Below are 15812 nucleotides of genomic sequence, written 5' to 3'. Positions count from 1 at the left end.
TTTTATAACTCTACCTTCAGTAAGGTATTGTTAAATATTGATTAGTCTGAAGTTGTTATTAATAACAATCTCAGGCTTTTTTATTTAGCTAATGTAATCTCACCCCCCCCCCCAACAAAATCATTAATAAGTTCACTATTTACCTATCTATTTTATATTCCCAAAGTGTAGAGTCTTCACTTTAAAAGCAGCTTCAAATTTACTCCTTCAAAAGAGGTAACTTTATTCAGCTGGTATCTATTTTGTATCTGCTAGTTTATTTACAAACTTAATCACTAAGGATAGATATGAAAGCTGTAATTCCAGTAGCAGGCTTAGGGACGAGAATGCTCCCTATGACAAAAGCTATTCCAAAAGAAATGCTCCCTATAGTTGATAAACCTCTAATTCAATATATTGTCAGCGAATGTGTATCTGCCGGTATTAAAGATATTGTATTAGTTACACACAGCTCTAAAAATGCAATCGAAAACCATTTTGATACAAGTTACGAGCTAGAAGCTACTCTTGAAAAACGTGTTAAACGTGCTTTATTAGATGAGATTCGCTCTATTTGTCCGCCTGATGTCACCATTATGAGTGTACGCCAAGGTGAAGCTAAAGGGCTAGGGCATGCTATTTTGTGTGCTAAGCCAATAGTTGGTGACGATAACTTTGTAGTGCTCCTGCCAGATGTGATACTTGATGCTTATACAGCGGACCAAAAAACTGAAAACTTAGCGGCCATGATTAAACGCTTTAAAGAAACTCAAGCAAGTCAAATAATGCTTGAGCCAGTAGCTAAAGAAGACGTTAGTAAATATGGTATTGCTGATATAAACGGTGTTGAGTTAATGCCAGGTAAAAGTGCTGCAATTAAAGCAATGGTTGAAAAACCTGATGCAGATTTAGCACCTTCAAATCTTGCTGTTGTAGGGCGATATGTACTGAGTAAGAATATTTGGCCTCTACTTGCAAAAACGTCTGTAGGTGCTGGCGGTGAAATACAACTTACAGATTCTATTGACGCATTAATGGCACAAGAAACTGTTGAAGCATTCCATATGAGTGGTCGCTCTCACGATTGCGGAGATAAGTTAGGCTATTTAAAAGCAATTGTCGAGTACAGCATGCGGGATAAAAAGTTAGGTAATGACTTTTCTCGCTTTATAAACGATTTGAATTTACCTTAACTACAGAGCAATAAATTTTATGAAAACTATAGAAGCTAAAATAGTTTTCATAAAATGTAGTGAACGCGGTCTATAAACCTTTGCTAGACTACTCTGGGTTACTAAGTTAGTTACACTTTACCTACACTGTAATAGGTTACGTAGTATGATTGTTACTTATTCTGTATTGATCTTTTAAAGGAACCACCATGATTGAGCAAGGCCAAGAATTACCATCGGTTACGTTAACGCAATTAACTGACGACGGTATGCAATCTCTTACAAACAAAGAGTTGTTTGAAGGTAAAAAAGTCGTGTTATTTGCAGTGCCAGGTGCATTTACACCAACGTGTTCAAATGCACATCTACCTGAATTTATTACTCTTGCTGATAAAATTAAAGCAAAAGGTGTTGATGCTATTTACTGTGTATCTGTTAATGACGCATTTGTTATGAAAGCATGGGGCGACTCGCAAAACGCGCAAGAAATTACAATGCTTGCTGATGGCGATGGAAGTTTCACTAAATCGTTAGGGCTTGATAAAGATACCGCTAGTTTTGGTGGTTTACGTTCAACGCGTTACGCTATGATTGTTGAAAATGCAGTAGTAACTGGTTTATTTGTAGAGCAAGACAAAGAGTTTGTTGTAAGCCGTGCAGAATCAGTACTAGAGAAGCTATAACAGTAATAAAATGTAGGTTTTAGCTTTAATTAATCAGCTACTTACTATTTAAAAACCGATGTTGGAAACAACATCGGTTTTTTATTTACGGCTCAAATTTTAAATTACGGTTGGTATTGTCCGCTAAGTGTTAAACCAGAGAAAGTGCTATAAGCGTTAACGCTCAAGTGCCAAGTACCTGCTTGTGGATTGGTAAATGTACATGTTTCTGCGTTGCCATTTTTATAAGGGCGACAATCGTACGTAGTGGTTGTTGGTTGGCTGCCATATTTTACAAATAAGTCTGCATCGCCACTTCCACCCGACGTTGTTACTGTAAACGTACTCATTCCTGCAGGTACATCTAACGTGTAATGTTTCCACTGACCAGTATTGGCTGTCACATCGCTTATAGTGCCGCCGCCTGCTTGTGGAGTGCCTGTACCGCCACCAGACGATGAACCACCAGTAATATTACCTACCAAGCTCACAGCTGAATACGCAGAGTAGCCGTTAAGCATTACGTGGTAAGTTCCCGCAGTAGGGTTATCAATAGAACACTCTTCGCTATTACCGCCTTTATAAGGGCGACAGTCATAGGTAGTAGTTGTAGGTTTACTGCCCGCACGTACGTATAAATCAGCATCACCAGTACCACCACTCATAGTGAATGTTACGTTAGTTGCACCGCTTGGTACGGTCATAGTGTAAAACGCTTGTGCATTTGCAGCCCCACTTAAACCTGTTTTAGCTTCACCATTAATAAGCTCGCTATCACCGCCTGTAGGCGGAGTAGTGCCGCCACTTGCAGCTGCAACAGCTGCGGCTGCATCAACAATACCCGTACCACAGCTAGTACATGTAGCAGGGAACGAACGGGTTGTTGATTTTAAAATACTTTCTATTTCGTCAGGCGTTGCATCTGGTTTTGCTTGCTTAATAAGTGCCGCAACACCTGCTACGTGAGGCGCAGCCATTGATGTACCTTGCGAATAACCGTAGCTGTCGCTTGAAGGTGTAGACGAACCTGAGTTATAAGTTGATAGAACACCCTCGGAGTCGTTTGCAAAACTTTGCGCGCCACCCGGTGCTGCAACATCAATATTGCTACCGTAGTTTGAGTAATAAGCTCGACCGCCATTACGACCTACTGATGCTACGTTTACTACACCATTACAGTTACCTGGGTTGTAGTTTGCGGAGTTATCGTTATCGTTACCTGCAGCAATAACTACCACAGTGCCGTTACTACGCGCGGTGTTAATTGCATTTTGAGTTGTAGAGCTACATGAACCGCTGCCACCTAAACTCATATTTATTACATCTGCAGGGTTTGAGTTAGCAGGAATGCCTGAAACACTTCCGCCAGATGCCCAAATAATACCATCTGCAATATCAGAGGTTAAACCACCACACTTACCAAGTACACGAACAGGCACTACTTTTGCGTTATAAGCTACGCCTGCAACACCTTCACCGTTATTGGTTACCGCAGCAACTGTGCCGGCTACGTGCGTGCCGTGCCAGCTAGAGTTTTGTGCACCGTTAGTGCCACATTCATTCGCAGCAACTGCATCACCAGGATCACGTGCATCGCTATCGCGACCACCGCCATCGTTAGCTACCGATAGGTTAGAGATCATATCGTAACCCGGTAAAATGTTAGCATTTAAATCGGCATGTGGGCGGTAGCCCGTATCTAGTACAGCTACAACTACACCGCTACCCGTTGCGGTATCCCATGCAGTAGGTAAGTTTAAACCACCGGCTTGCTCGTAGTAGTGCCATTGGTCATCAAAGCGTGGATCGTTAGGAGTTGAAAACGGCTTTAACATTTGATCCACTTCAATGTATTCAACATTGCCTGAATCAACCATTTCTTGCATAAACTCTTGGGCCTCTGCCGCACTTAATTTTTTATCAGCACGCATTACGTGGTGGTTATTAAGTGCCATTGCACGAATATATTTTGCTTTTACTTTGCCTTTTTTAGAAGCGAAGTTTTTAACAAAGCTCTGTGCGCGCTTTTTCATGCTAGACGGGTTTGCGTCAGCAGTTGAAAAGCTCGCCATTTCGTTATTATTTTTATATTTAATAATGAACTGAGTTTCGAAACTGCCTTGGCTTTGTAGTTTAGCCGATGTTTCAGCCATTGAACTTGAAACTGATTGAGCCATGCCAGATGTTGCTGCAAAAAGCGTACTAACTGTAATTGCAATTGCGCATCTTTTAAAAGTTTTACTAGTTGTCATAATTATCCCTAGATTTTTATTTATTATTTCGTGATATAAGATCACGATGCGGGAACAAAAGTAAACGATCTGTTAACTAGGTTAAAATATCAATTTATTATGTACCTCTTTCATTTAGTTATAACCCAGGTTTTTAGCGGTTTACTCGTTGTTTAGTATTTGTCATATAAATTAAAAATAAGCATAAAGGGTTGTTTTATTGTGGGGGTAATTATTCCCTACTTATTACTGATGCGTTTTTGTTGTGTTATTACTAATAATTCAAATGCTGCGTTGTTAGCTATTAAACTTTGCTATAATCGAGCAAATTTTTTAATGAGATAAATAAATGACCCAAGTAGATGTAATTGTAATAGGTGCGGGAGCAGCAGGATTAATGTGTGCAGCGCAAGCTGGATACCGTGGCCGAAGCGTTACAGTACTTGATATGGGGAAAAAACCAGGTCGTAAAATTTTAATAAGTGGTGGTGGGCGTTGCAATTTTACAAATGAAAATGCAACCCCGGATAACTACCTATGCACAAACTCTCATTTTGTTAAATCATGCTTAAGTCGTTATACACAGCATGACTTTATTGAGCTGGTGGACAGACATGGCTTGGCGTATCACCATAAAACACTAGGCCAGCTTTTTTGCGATAACAATGCACAAGACATTGTTGATATTTTACTAACCGAATGTGAGTGGGCCGGAGTAAATATAAAGCTACGCAGTGAAGTGATCAGCGTATCAAAAACCGAAACCGGCTATAGCGTTACCACAGAGCAAGAAACCTTAAGCTGTGAGTCGTTAGTTATAGCATCAGGTGGCTTAACCATGCCAAAACTAGGGGCTACACCAATAGGTTATAAAATTGCAGAGCAGTTTGGGTTAAATGTATTACCAACCATGGCAGCACTTGTACCATTTACTTTGCACCAGCACGATAAAGACCGTTTTGAAGGACTTTCGGGAATTAGTATCCCATGTGAAGTTTCAAGCGAAGATGGCTCCGTATTTAAAGAAAATATCCTCTTTACTCACCGAGGGTTATCGGGCCCTGCAATATTGCAAATAAGCTCATTTTGGCGAGCAGGGCAGGCTGTAACTATAAACCTATTACCTGAAATTAATTTAAAGCAGCAACTTGCTGATTGGCGTGAAACACAAGCCCAAAAGTCGTTAAAAAACAGCCTTGCGACTATTTTACCTAAACGCTTTATAGAAATACTGCACGAAAGCAAAGCGATACCAGATTGTAATATTAATCAGCTTACACATGCTCAAATAGATGAGTTAGTAAATTATATTCATGCGTGGCAAATAAAGCCTAATGGGACCGAGGGCTATCGTACTGCTGAGGTAACTTTGGGCGGTGTAGATACCGACGAGTTGAGCTCAAAAACCTTTGAAGCTAAAAAAGCTAAAGGCCTATACTTTATAGGCGAAGTAACTGACGTAACGGGTTGGTTAGGGGGCTACAATTTCCAGTATGCTTGGAGCTGTGGATTTGCTTGTGGGCAGTACGCTTAAGTTTAGGCTATAGACCCATTTAAGTAAGTTGATTGAGCGATAACGGTTGAATCGTTATCGCTAACACATACTTTATTGCGTCCATTATTTTTAGCCTTATATAGCGCAGTATCAGCCCTCTCCAATAGTTTTAGCACTGTATCGTCTTTTTGTATCGTTGCTAACCCAATACTTATAGTAAATGCTATATTTGTAATGCTGTTTTCGGCAATATATTTTCTCAGGTCATCAGCTTTTTTAGCGCTATCATTTAAAGAGGTGTTCGATAAAATAATCGTGAATTCTTCTCCGCCCCATCGCGCAATAAGTGCATCATTTCCCATACGCATTTTTAATATTTTAGAAAATTCAGTGAGTACGTTATCGCCAACTAAATGCCCGTAGGTATCGTTTATATTTTTGAAGTGGTCTATATCGCAAATAAGTAAGCAATGCGGGGTTTTAAAAACGTCATTTTTAGCAATTAACTGTGATAATTCAAAATCAAATTTTTGCCTGTTATAAAGCCCCGTTAACTTATCGGTTTCTGCTAAGTGTTGAATTTCTAAGTTACGGATAGATAATCGAGTGTATGCCGAAAACCGTGTTTTTTCGTAAAATCTAAAAATTAAAATATGAGCAAGACTTACCTCTATAAGATTAAATAAAGAGCCTAAGCCAATTGTTACGGTTTGCTGTTGTTGTAAATACACAAGATACGCACAAATAGTAAAGGCGACTGCACTAAATAGACTTCCCCAGTTTCTTCCAACTAAAAAAAAGCTAAAAGGCGGGATTAACGTCGCCCAAAATAAAGAATGCGCATGCCCACCTACAGAAACCACAAACATCATAATTAAGCTAACGACCATAAGGGTAACAGCCCACGCTGCTGCATTTACGTTGGCTGTTTTATTAAACCAAGTATAAATACCTAACGATATAGTAAGTCCTAAGGCATCAATTAAAGCAATGTCATAGCTTTTAAAATAAAAAAGATTGAGGAGTGTTAAAACTAAAAACTAAAAAGTAACATGTAGTTATTAGTAAAGAGTGGGCTATTAAGCGAGTACGCCAAAAATCCTTATGGTCTTTTGGGTATTGTGGAAACTCTTTGTACCAAAAACCTAGCATAATGAACGACTCTTTAACCTCTGAATTTAGTGATTATTACTTATATTAGGCTTTTATTATAGTTTTTTACTTTGATTAAAACGCTTATATACGGTGGTGTTTATAAAAGTTTAAAGATCATTACAGCATTTTTCAAAGGTATGAAGGACTAGGTAGTGACTGATTACTTAAATGTAATATGCCTCGCCTTGATTTAATTGACGCAGAGCTCGCCGTTATCGCTTACGTAGAGCTCTGAATAAATGTTATATCTATTCCTCTATAAATGCCTCGCCTTGTGTCATCCACTTAGCAGCCGGTTTGCCTTTTAAGTAATGATCAAAGTACTGCATCATACGCACTGAAAAATCGACCTGATTAGGAAACTTTTTCAAGTGGTGTGGTTCACCTTCGTATTGTAAAAATGTAGCGTCTTTTCCTGCACGGCGTAGCGCTAGGTAATACTGCACGCTTTCATGCCAAGGCACAGCATCATCTTTATCGCCAGACATGATTAAAATAGGCGTATTAACTTTGTCTGCAAAAAAGACCGGTGAGTTTTCTATATAAAGCTCTGGTGCTTCAAATAAGTTTTTACCTATACGGCTTTGCCCTGTTTCGTATTGAAATTGACGTGCAAGACCCGATTTAAGGCGAATGCCACTATACGCGCTGGTCATGTTAGATACTGGCGCACCTGATACAACCGCTTTAAACATATCTGTTTGGGTGATCATAAACGCACTTTGATAACCTGCCCAAGAGTGACCCTGCAAACCAATTTTGTTTTTATCAGCTATGCCTAAATCTATTAATTTTTGGGTGGCGTTTATCATGGTTTGCGTTGACGATTTACCTGGGTGACCTATTTCAAAACGAATATCAGGTAAAAATACCGCATAACCGTTTGAGGTAAACATAGGGAAGTTAGGGCGATGGTTTAATTCCATTTTAGGAAAATCAAACATACGCTGGCTCATGTAACGGTAAAAATACACAACCACAGGCACTTTATCGCCTTTTTTATAGCCCGCTGGTTTTATTAGTACGCCTTGTAGGTCTTCGCCATCAAACCCTTTATAGCTTATTAGCTCTGGTTTTTCGCCCCACGCAAAATTATTAATTTGTGGGTTTAGCGTGGTCACTTGTTTTGGTGCGCTAAAGCTAAAATCTGTTTGGTAGTAATCAGGAAATTGGCTATAAGTTTGCGAGGTAAATAAGTACTTGTCAGCCTTTTTGGCTTTTTTAACCATATCAAAGCGTTTATTACCGCTAAGCACCTTAGTTAGTGTGTTAGTGGTTAAGTCGAGCTTTGCAACTTCGCTTTGTTTAGTTTGTAAGTTAATAGCAGAGACAAGTAATGTATCGCCTTTTTTAAAGCCCACTTGGGTTTTATCAAGCTTAATAACACGGTACTGCGTATTGCTTTGCTTACCATTAGTTAGGCGTTTAGCTTGCTGCGTTTTTACGTCAAATGCCCAAATATCGTATTTACTATAAGCAAGCACTTGGCTGCTATCGGTCATCCAACCAGCAAAACCATAACTAGGTTGAGCTGATGGGTAGTCGTGTTTATCATCAGCAAAGGTTGCCTGAATCACTTTTGTAAGCGGTGTTACTTTATTATTTTTTAAATCTTTTAACTGTATTTGGCTATCGCTAAAATAAGCTGCAAACTCACCATTAGGGGCAAGGCTTGGTTTAAACGGGTAGTTACTAATAATGGGAGTTTGTGTACCGGTGTTTATATTTACTGCAAAGTAATCAGCAAAAAAACCGCCGTACATTATTTTTTCTAGGTAGGGGATGTTAGATGAGCCAAGTAAAGAGGCATCTCGCTCAGGGTTCAGTGCAACTTCAGGCATATTAGTGGTACTTAGCTGCACCACTTTTTGCGAGTTAACGTGATATACCGCGCTGTAATGGCGATTTTTATTAACTTCGTTCCATTGCTGTTCTTCACGCGGTTTTATTTGCGCATCGTTGTTGTGCCATACATCTAAACCTTTATGTTCACGTATGGTATCAAAGTCGTACAATGAGGCCTCGTCGGTATATTCTTTGGCTTTTACTTTAGCTGCTAATTTTGGATGGTTTTCAAAATATAAGCGCTCGCCATTTTCTGACCATTTAAGGGAAGCTGTTTTACCTAGAGTCCATGTTTTATCAGGTGAAGTTATTGTTGAAAGTTTATCGTTTTTATATAGCTGTAAACTGTAGCTACGGCGACGCGTATCATCATTTACATAGTTACCTAATGTAAACACTGCAATATTGTCAGTTGGGTGCCATGCTATTTTATTTGCGATTGCGCCTGGTTCATCAATTAATACGCTGCTATTAAAGTCACTTAGCTCAATTAACGCTATTTGGTTGTTATTACCATCGCTGTAACTTTGACTCACTAATAGCTGGCTGTTGGCTGAGTTAATCGCGTAGCTAAATACGTTTTCTATTGTATGGGTGCGTTTATCAGATAAATTTACGATAACAAGCGCATAGCTCTTATCTTTTTTATCGGGCGTGATAGCGTTGTCTACTTCGTTTTTAGCGCTATCGGTTTTATCTTCTACTTTTGCGTCATCGTCTTTTTTATTTAAACGATAAGCAAGCCACATACCGTCATCAGATACCGTATAATCTTTTACATCAGCAAAGTTTTGTTGGGCACCTGATTGCGTGTTTACGAGTACCAGATTGTTTTTAAGTGTGTCTTTTTTTTTGGTTATTTCTTTTTCAAGTAAGGTAGGCACTTGTGTAAAAGCGACCCAGTTAGCGGCTTTATTAATATGAGGCTTAGTGCCGCGTTCTACTTCTGCGATGAGCGTATTGCTTTGTAGTGAGTAAACTTGGCCAGTTGCATTTCCACGATACGGCGTTGCACTAAAAGTGAGTACTTGGCCATTGTCAGATAGTTGTGTGCTTTTAGCTGATTTAAAACTAAATACGTCTTTAAATTGTAGCGATTCTTTGGCGTGTATGCCGGTGCTAGTTAAGCTGGCAACGAGTGCCGTGCTTAATAAGGTGAGTTTTGTTTTCATTATTGATTCTCGTATTATGACATTGTTTCATTGTAACGAGTTTGGCTCACAATTCGAGCGGATCAGATAAATGGCAGCTACATACGACAAAACGACCCGTAGGTCGTTTTTTGGTATTTAATTTATTAATTTAGCAAACATTACAGCCAAATTTTTTGTAGCTCAAGCCATTGTTTTTCAAATTGAACACTTGGCTTTGCTTTAAAGTCGCTACGTACAAACTGATTCATTTTGCCTTCAACGTAGGCAAGTAAAAAGTTTGCAAGTGTAAGCTCATCACTTTGAAAGTTTTTACCTTCACGTAATTTACGCTCACGAAGTACTTGTTTAAACTGAGTTTCTAGTTTTTCAAACAGACTTTGTACCCGCTCGCGTAAACGTTCCTGCTCACCTTGTAATGCGTCGCCAGTTAAAATACGAGTAATGCCTGGGTTTTTTTCAGCAAAGGTTAGAAGTAATAATAGAATGTTATAAATGCGCGTTTGGCTTTCTTTTTCGTTTTCAATAATAATATTTATACGAGATAAAAGGGTATCTTCAATAAACTCAATTAAGCCCTCAAACATACGCGCTTTGCTCGGAAAATGACGGTATAGCGCAGCTTCAGACACACCCACCTCAGCAGCTAGTTTTGCTGTGGTGATGCGTTGTCCTAAATTAGTTTCTAACATTTGTGCGAGTGCTTGCAGTATTTGCTCTTTGCGATTACTTCTTTTTGTCGCAGGCATGAACATTCCTTTTTATTAGTTATTCTTAGTGGCGCAGTTAAGAACCCTAGTCATTTTTTGTTCAAATGATTGGCGTATGTTAATGTTTTATTCAGTTTGTTTCCAGCCTTTTTATAGATGTTTAGCCAGCTGTTCGATCACCTTGCGAGCTATTTCTATTTTACTTGTAGTTGGTAATTCTAGTTGTTCGTTATGCCAGTACAGTGTTAAAGCATTATGATCGGAATTAAACCCTAAGCCACTTTTTGATACGTCATTAGCGCAAATCATATCTAGATTTTTATTCTTTAGTTTACTTTTAGCATAGCTTTCTACATTTTGAGTTTCGGCGGCAAACCCCACAGTATAAGGACGGTTTTGTTTAAGGTTGGCAATAGCTGCAATTACGTCAGGGTTTTTAGTTAAAGTAAGAGTGAGTTCGTCGCCTTGCTTTTTCATTTTTTGAGTCGCAATGTTTGCAGCTCGATAATCCGCAACAGCAGCGCAACCTATAAAAGCATCTGATTGTGGTGCATAGGTAAGTGACTCAGTTAATAGCTCCTCAGCGCTTTCTATATTGATAAGGTTTACGCCAGTAGGGGCTTTTATAGTGACCGGACCCGAAATTAAATTAACCTTAGCACCGAGTTGCAAAGCGGCTTCTGCCAGTGCATAACCCATTTTTCCTGAGCTGTGATTTGATATAAAACGTACCGGATCGAGAGGCTCACGCGTTGGGCCTGCTGTTATTGTAATTGTTTTTCCTGCAAGTAATTGCGGTTGCTCTTTTGCTATACATAGCGCAACTAGCTCATGAGGCTCTAACATGCGTCCAGCGCCTATATCACCACACGCTTGCTCACCTTTACCCGGGCCCCAAATAAGTACGTTACGTGCTTTTAATGTGGCTAAATTAGCTTGTGTTGCTGCGTGTGCATACATTTTCTGGTTCATGGCTGGTGCAACTGCGACTTTTGCAGGCGTTGCTAGCAGTAACGTCGTTAGTAGGTCGTCAGCAATGCCGGCTGCCATTTTAGCAATAATATTACACGTCGCTGGAGCAACTAAAATTAAGTCAGCCCATTTTGCAAATTCAATATGCCCCATTGAAGCTTCAGCAGAAGGGTCTAGTAATGAGTCAGAGACTGTTTCTCCACTAACGGCTTGCATGGTCAGTGGTGTAATAAAGTGTTTAGCTGATTCAGTCATAACTACTTTTACTTCACAACCAGAGTCTTTTAATCGCCTAACGAGTTCTGCACATTTATAAGCTGCAATACCGCCGGTAATACCTAGTACAATTTTTTTGTTTGTTAAGTTAGTCATGGATGTTCATCAGTTTTTATTAAATATTGGGCTTAAAATAACAAATCTTTACCCATACAGCGAAGTTTTTTAATTCGAAATAACAGGCTAAATTTCAAATTTGCATTACATTTATAAGACACTTTCGCCTCTCAAGGATGAATAATGCAACTTACTTCACTACCAAACTCACTTCGACCTCGTGAAAAGCTCATAGCAAAGGGGGCTAAGGCGCTGACTGACGCAGAGCTTCTTGCCATATTTTTACGAACAGGGTTACCGGGAATGAATGTAATTGAGTTGGCTCAGCATTTATTAAACGAGAATAAAACACTTCATAATTTGTTTAATGCTAGCATTGAGGAGTTTTGCTCTCAAAAGGGGTTAGGGACCGCTAAGTATGTTCAGCTACAAGCTGTGTTAGAGCTAAGCCAACGTTATATGCAGGAGCGTTGCCAACGAGACGCCGTGTTTAATTCGCCAAACTCAGTTTACGATTACCTAACAATTCAAATGCGGGGCTTACAACAAGAAGTATTTATGGTGTTATACCTAGATAGCCAAAATAGATTAGTAAAAGATGAAATACTTTTTTATGGCACAATTAATTCTGCCAGTGTTTATCCGCGTGAAGTGGTAAAGGCTGCGCTTAAAAATAATGCAGCCGCTGTTATTTTTGCACATAATCACCCAAGTGGTATTGCAGAACCGAGCCAAGCAGACAAACTTATTACTAATAAATTGCAGCAAGCACTGCAATTGGTCGACATAAGTGTGCTCGATCACATCATTGTTGGTGGAGAAACGTGTGTTTCGTTTGCCGAGCGAGGCCTGATTTAGCTTTGTTAGATACAGAAGTGTGTTAAAAATGAGCTGTTTAACGTGTTTTGGCAAATTAGTTTAATTTAAATGCAGTTTTTACTTTCCCTAAGGGCATTCGATCTTTATAATTAGCCGCTATCAAATTTACATATATGAGCTGATTGGATAGATCAGTGTTTGATCTTTGCCTGTAAAAGCTGTATAAAGAGCGCCCTTCGATTTATCTCTAGGGCGGAAATACACGGCCTTAGATTAAATTAAGCTCGAGCGAAGTTATTGGAGATATATAGACATGTCTAAAGTATGTCAAGTTACAGGTAAGCGTCCTGCGGTTGGTAATCACCGTTCACACGCGAGAAACGCGACTAGACGTCGTTTCCTACCTAACCTACAAACACACCGTTTTTGGGTTGAAAGTGAAAAACGTTTTGTAACATTACGCACTACTACTAAAGGTATGCGTATTATCGATAAAAAAGGCATCGACACGGTTCTTACAGAAATCCGTGCTCGCGGCGTTAAAGTTTAAGGATCTGAATCATGCGCGATAAAATCCGTTTAGTTTCAACTGCCGGTACTGGTTTTTTCTACACTACTGACAAAAACAAACGTAACATGCCTGAGAAGATGGAAATCAAAAAGTTTGATCCAAAGATTCGTAAACATGTTCTTTTTAAAGAAGCTAAAATTAAGTAATTTTAGTTCTTTTAGAATTTAAAAACCCAGCTTAGGCTGGGTTTTTTGTTTTTAAAAATATGATTAGTGAATTGATATAAAAAAACCTCGTTGGCATAACCAACAAGGCTTTTAAATCAAAAAACGTTATACCAATAGCATTAAATTAGTGAGCTATTTAATGCGATAAAATAATCATGTTTTTAATAAAATTGGTATCATTATATTTTTGTGAATGCATCTTGTAGTGGTGGTACTACTTGCTTTTTACGGCTTAGTACACCATCTAACCATACTTTATCATTCTCTGGTTTTACACCGTAAGCCTGCTCAACTAAGTTTGCATCGTCAGATACAATTAGCATTTCTGAGCCTTCTTTCATTATATCGGTAAGCAGTAAAAATACAGAGTGGCGATTACCCTCAACTTTTAGCTTAGCAATATCGGCTGCAAGGTCTGCTTTAATATCGTCAAAAACAGCAAGGTCGATTACTTCTAGTTGGCCAATGCCTACCAGGTTACCGTTCATGTTGAAATCTTTAAAGTCACGCATTACTAAATCACGTGCTGGTGTGTCTTCTACCGCAGATTTAACGCGGAACATATCCATACCCAATTCTTTAAAGTCTTCTACGCCTGCAATTTCAGCTAGCGCTTCAACACATTTAATATCGGCAGTGGTACATGTTGGTGATTTAAATATGACTGTGTCGCTTAAAATTGCACACATCATAATACCCGCGATGTCTTTAGGGATTTCTACGCTGTAGAAGTCGTACATCATTTTAATAATGGTGTTTGAACAACCAACAGGACGAATCCAGCATTCAAGCGGTGTAGATGATGTTAAGTCACCTAATTTGTGGTGATCTACCACGCCAACAACGCGAGCTTGGTCGATATCATCGGGTGCTTGTGTTTTTTCTGTGTGATCTACAATATACACATCTTCACCCGCGTAGCTTAATTTAAGCTCTGGTGCTTCGAAGCCAAATTTATCAAGGATAAATTGAGTTTCAGGTGAAATTTCACCAAGACGAGTTGGAATTGCAGGCTCATCGATTTGGTTTTTTAAATAAGCCAGTGCAATTGCACCACAAATAGAATCTGAATCTGGGATTTTATGGCCCACTACATACATAGACATTGACGGAACTCCTTTAAATTTGCCGATATTCTAACAAAGTCTGCGGCCTTTAACATATAGACAGCGCAATTAAGTTTTAGTTACACTTTAAAATCTTGAATTTACTAGGTGTATTAATATGCGACTGGGCCGTAAAGGTTGGAACAACGTTATAATATTTTCGATGTTGATTATGATCTTCTTCTTAAATGGCTGGCATAAGCAACTTTTGGGAGGGGAGGATAAACCAACATTACAAGCCGTACTCCCCCAGCAAAGTTTTGTACTGACACTGCAATTTGTTGATCAAAAAATTGAGCGAATAGGAACAAGCTGGCGTACAACCCCACTACAAAAAGACATACCACTTGTGTGGCAAGCATCTGAGCAGCAACTTAGTGATTTAATTAACCAATGGCAAAGCGCGCAGTTAATGGGTGTTAACGAATCTGTTGTTTTTAATCCTAATGCACCTTTATATGTTGCTACATTTGAGTTGGCTGGCGAGAGTTTACCTTGGGTTTATTTGCTTTATAAAGGCGATGGGCAATATTACTTACTCGAAAAGAGTAGCCAACGAATACTCGCACTCGATTTAAAAACTGCACAGCAGTTATTTCCTAGTTTTGATTTTTCACAAAGTGAGTCTAATTAATGCCTGAATTACCAGAGGTAGAAGTGAGCCGAATGGGCATCACTCCCCACGTACAAAACCAAGTTGTTACAAAGGTAAATATTTACAATGCCAGTATGCGCTGGCCAGTGCCAGATGACGTGTATCAACTTGAAGGGCTAATTGTTACTAGTATTGAACGACGAGCTAAATACTTACTTTTGCACTGTGAGCTTGGGAGCACTATTTTACATTTGGGTATGTCAGGTAATTTACGTGTTGTAGATAAAAGTGAGCCGCTTAAAAAGCATGACCACGTAGAGTTTATTTTTGGCAACGGTAAAGCACTGCGCTTAAACGATCCTCGTCGCTTTGGTTGCTGCTTATGGCAAGAGCCAGGTGAAGTGCATAAGCTACTCTCTAAGCTAGGCCCTGAGCCGCTTACCGATGATTTTTTTGCTAAACGCGTGTACGAACAATCGCGCAATAAAAAAGTACCCGTAAAGCAATTTATTATGGATAACGCAGTGGTGGTTGGTGTTGGTAATATTTACGCGAATGAATCGTTATTTAAAGCGGGTATACATCCAAAGCGAGAAGCGGGAAAAGTATCGCTCAAACGTTATCAAGCACTTATCCCTATTATAAAGGACACGCTTGCTGCGGCTATAATACAAGGTGGTACAACGCTTAAAGACTTTGCACAAAGTGATGGTAAACCAGGGTATTTTGCTCAAGAGTTATTAGTATATGGGCGCAAAGGCAAGCCATGTATGACGTGTGAAAACGAATTAGAAGAAATTAGATTGGGGCAGCGCAGTACTATTTTTTGCTCAAATTGCCAAAAGTAGT

General features: G+C 39.2%; 13 protein-coding genes and 1 pseudogene. 8 read left to right on the top strand and 6 right to left on the bottom strand.

Going from position 1 to position 15812, the window contains the following annotated elements; all coding sequences use genetic code 11:
• Nucleotides 1-287: 287 nt before the first annotated feature.
• Both galU and I6F66_RS08965 read left to right on the top strand, forming a co-directional pair.
• Complete coding sequence (galU, locus tag I6F66_RS08970) at nt 288-1172, top strand: UTP--glucose-1-phosphate uridylyltransferase GalU (protein WP_007586080.1); 885 nt, start codon at nt 288-290, stop codon at nt 1170-1172.
• 188 nt (nt 1173-1360) lie between these two features.
• Entirely contained in the window at nt 1361-1834 is a 474-nt protein-coding gene (locus I6F66_RS08965) for a peroxiredoxin (RefSeq protein ID WP_007586078.1), read from the top strand.
• Nucleotides 1835-1938: 104 nt separating this feature from the next.
• Here the strand turns inward: I6F66_RS08965 and I6F66_RS08960 are convergent, their stop codons facing one another.
• Complete coding sequence (locus I6F66_RS08960; RefSeq protein WP_165727155.1) at nt 1939-4065, bottom strand: S8 family peptidase; 2127 nt, start codon at nt 4063-4065, stop codon at nt 1939-1941.
• 328 nt (nt 4066-4393) lie between these two features.
• On the opposite strand from I6F66_RS08960, the gene I6F66_RS08955 reads away from it, so the two are divergent.
• Complete coding sequence (locus I6F66_RS08955) at nt 4394-5578, top strand: NAD(P)/FAD-dependent oxidoreductase (RefSeq protein WP_197209127.1); 1185 nt, start codon at nt 4394-4396, stop codon at nt 5576-5578.
• Nucleotides 5579-5580: 2 nt separating this feature from the next.
• Here the strand turns inward: I6F66_RS08955 and I6F66_RS08950 are convergent.
• From I6F66_RS08950 to coaBC, 4 genes and pseudogenes are all read right to left on the bottom strand, one after another.
• Nucleotides 5581-6691 (bottom strand): annotated as a pseudogene (locus tag I6F66_RS08950) (GGDEF domain-containing protein).
• Between the two features lie 251 nt (nt 6692-6942).
• A complete protein-coding gene (locus I6F66_RS08945; RefSeq protein ID WP_197209126.1) occupies nt 6943-9711 on the bottom strand; it encodes a prolyl oligopeptidase family serine peptidase in 2769 nt (922 codons plus the stop codon).
• A gap of 140 nt (nt 9712-9851) precedes the next feature.
• On the bottom strand, nt 9852-10439 hold the full coding sequence (gene slmA / locus I6F66_RS08940; RefSeq protein WP_007581932.1) for a nucleoid occlusion factor SlmA: 588 nt from the start codon (nt 10437-10439) through the stop codon (nt 9852-9854).
• A gap of 111 nt (nt 10440-10550) precedes the next feature.
• Nucleotides 10551-11744 (bottom strand): bifunctional phosphopantothenoylcysteine decarboxylase/phosphopantothenate--cysteine ligase CoaBC, encoded by a 1194-nt coding sequence (gene coaBC / locus I6F66_RS08935; RefSeq protein WP_197209125.1) that lies wholly within the window; start codon nt 11742-11744, stop codon nt 10551-10553.
• Between the two features lie 144 nt (nt 11745-11888).
• Here coaBC and radC point away from each other — a divergent pair, with 144 nt between their 5' ends.
• The 3 genes from radC (at nt 11889) to rpmG (ending at nt 13241) form a co-directional block, all read left to right on the top strand.
• Complete coding sequence (gene radC / locus I6F66_RS08930) at nt 11889-12563, top strand: DNA repair protein RadC (RefSeq protein WP_007581936.1); 675 nt, start codon at nt 11889-11891, stop codon at nt 12561-12563.
• A gap of 274 nt (nt 12564-12837) precedes the next feature.
• On the top strand, nt 12838-13074 hold the full coding sequence (gene rpmB, locus I6F66_RS08925) for a 50S ribosomal protein L28 (RefSeq protein ID WP_004335549.1): 237 nt from the start codon (nt 12838-12840) through the stop codon (nt 13072-13074).
• An 11-nt stretch (nt 13075-13085) separates the two neighbouring features.
• Nucleotides 13086-13241 carry a 50S ribosomal protein L33 gene (gene rpmG, locus I6F66_RS08920; protein ID WP_004335545.1) on the top strand — a complete coding sequence of 52 codons (156 nt, stop codon included), beginning with the start codon at nt 13086-13088 and terminating at the stop codon, nt 13239-13241.
• A 200-nt stretch (nt 13242-13441) separates the two neighbouring features.
• On the opposite strand, the gene I6F66_RS08915 is transcribed toward rpmG, so the two are convergent.
• Complete coding sequence (locus tag I6F66_RS08915) at nt 13442-14368, bottom strand: manganese-dependent inorganic pyrophosphatase (RefSeq protein ID WP_007581938.1); 927 nt, start codon at nt 14366-14368, stop codon at nt 13442-13444.
• A 118-nt stretch (nt 14369-14486) separates the two neighbouring features.
• Here I6F66_RS08915 and I6F66_RS08910 point away from each other — a divergent pair, with 118 nt between their 5' ends.
• Both I6F66_RS08910 and mutM read left to right on the top strand, forming a co-directional pair.
• Nucleotides 14487-15002 carry a hypothetical protein gene (locus I6F66_RS08910; RefSeq protein WP_007581940.1) on the top strand — a complete coding sequence of 172 codons (516 nt, stop codon included), beginning with the start codon at nt 14487-14489 and terminating at the stop codon, nt 15000-15002.
• Nucleotides 15002-15811 carry a bifunctional DNA-formamidopyrimidine glycosylase/DNA-(apurinic or apyrimidinic site) lyase gene (gene mutM / locus I6F66_RS08905; RefSeq protein ID WP_121954795.1) on the top strand — a complete coding sequence of 270 codons (810 nt, stop codon included), beginning with the start codon at nt 15002-15004 and terminating at the stop codon, nt 15809-15811. Before I6F66_RS08910 ends, mutM begins: the two co-directional genes overlap by 1 nt.
• Nucleotide 15812: the final 1 nt, after the last annotated feature.

Origin of the sequence: Pseudoalteromonas sp. NZS100_1 (assembly GCF_015864285.1) — a bacterium.
GTDB lineage: Bacteria > Pseudomonadota > Gammaproteobacteria > Enterobacterales > Alteromonadaceae > Pseudoalteromonas > Pseudoalteromonas arctica.
The sequence above is the reverse complement of the archived record's forward strand: the minus strand, read 5'-3'. Positions and strand labels throughout refer to the sequence as shown.

What these genes read in the sequence shown, in the direction of transcription:
- galU (WP_007586080.1), top strand. Translation starts at nt 288, where the DNA reads ATGAAAGCTGTAATTCCAGTAGCAGGCTTAGGGACGAGAATGCTCCCT.
- I6F66_RS08965 (WP_007586078.1), top strand. Translation starts at nt 1,361, where the DNA reads ATGATTGAGCAAGGCCAAGAATTACCATCGGTTACGTTAACGCAATTA.
- I6F66_RS08960 (WP_165727155.1), bottom strand. Translation starts at nt 4,065, where the DNA reads ATGACAACTAGTAAAACTTTTAAAAGATGCGCAATTGCAATTACAGTT.
- I6F66_RS08955 (WP_197209127.1), top strand. Translation starts at nt 4,394, where the DNA reads ATGACCCAAGTAGATGTAATTGTAATAGGTGCGGGAGCAGCAGGATTA.
- I6F66_RS08945 (WP_197209126.1), bottom strand. Translation starts at nt 9,711, where the DNA reads ATGAAAACAAAACTCACCTTATTAAGCACGGCACTCGTTGCCAGCTTA.
- slmA (WP_007581932.1), bottom strand. Translation starts at nt 10,439, where the DNA reads ATGCCTGCGACAAAAAGAAGTAATCGCAAAGAGCAAATACTGCAAGCA.
- coaBC (WP_197209125.1), bottom strand. Translation starts at nt 11,744, where the DNA reads ATGACTAACTTAACAAACAAAAAAATTGTACTAGGTATTACCGGCGGT.
- radC (WP_007581936.1), top strand. Translation starts at nt 11,889, where the DNA reads ATGCAACTTACTTCACTACCAAACTCACTTCGACCTCGTGAAAAGCTC.
- rpmB (WP_004335549.1), top strand. Translation starts at nt 12,838, where the DNA reads ATGTCTAAAGTATGTCAAGTTACAGGTAAGCGTCCTGCGGTTGGTAAT.
- rpmG (WP_004335545.1), top strand. Translation starts at nt 13,086, where the DNA reads ATGCGCGATAAAATCCGTTTAGTTTCAACTGCCGGTACTGGTTTTTTC.
- I6F66_RS08915 (WP_007581938.1), bottom strand. Translation starts at nt 14,368, where the DNA reads ATGTCTATGTATGTAGTGGGCCATAAAATCCCAGATTCAGATTCTATT.
- I6F66_RS08910 (WP_007581940.1), top strand. Translation starts at nt 14,487, where the DNA reads ATGCGACTGGGCCGTAAAGGTTGGAACAACGTTATAATATTTTCGATG.
- mutM (WP_121954795.1), top strand. Translation starts at nt 15,002, where the DNA reads ATGCCTGAATTACCAGAGGTAGAAGTGAGCCGAATGGGCATCACTCCC.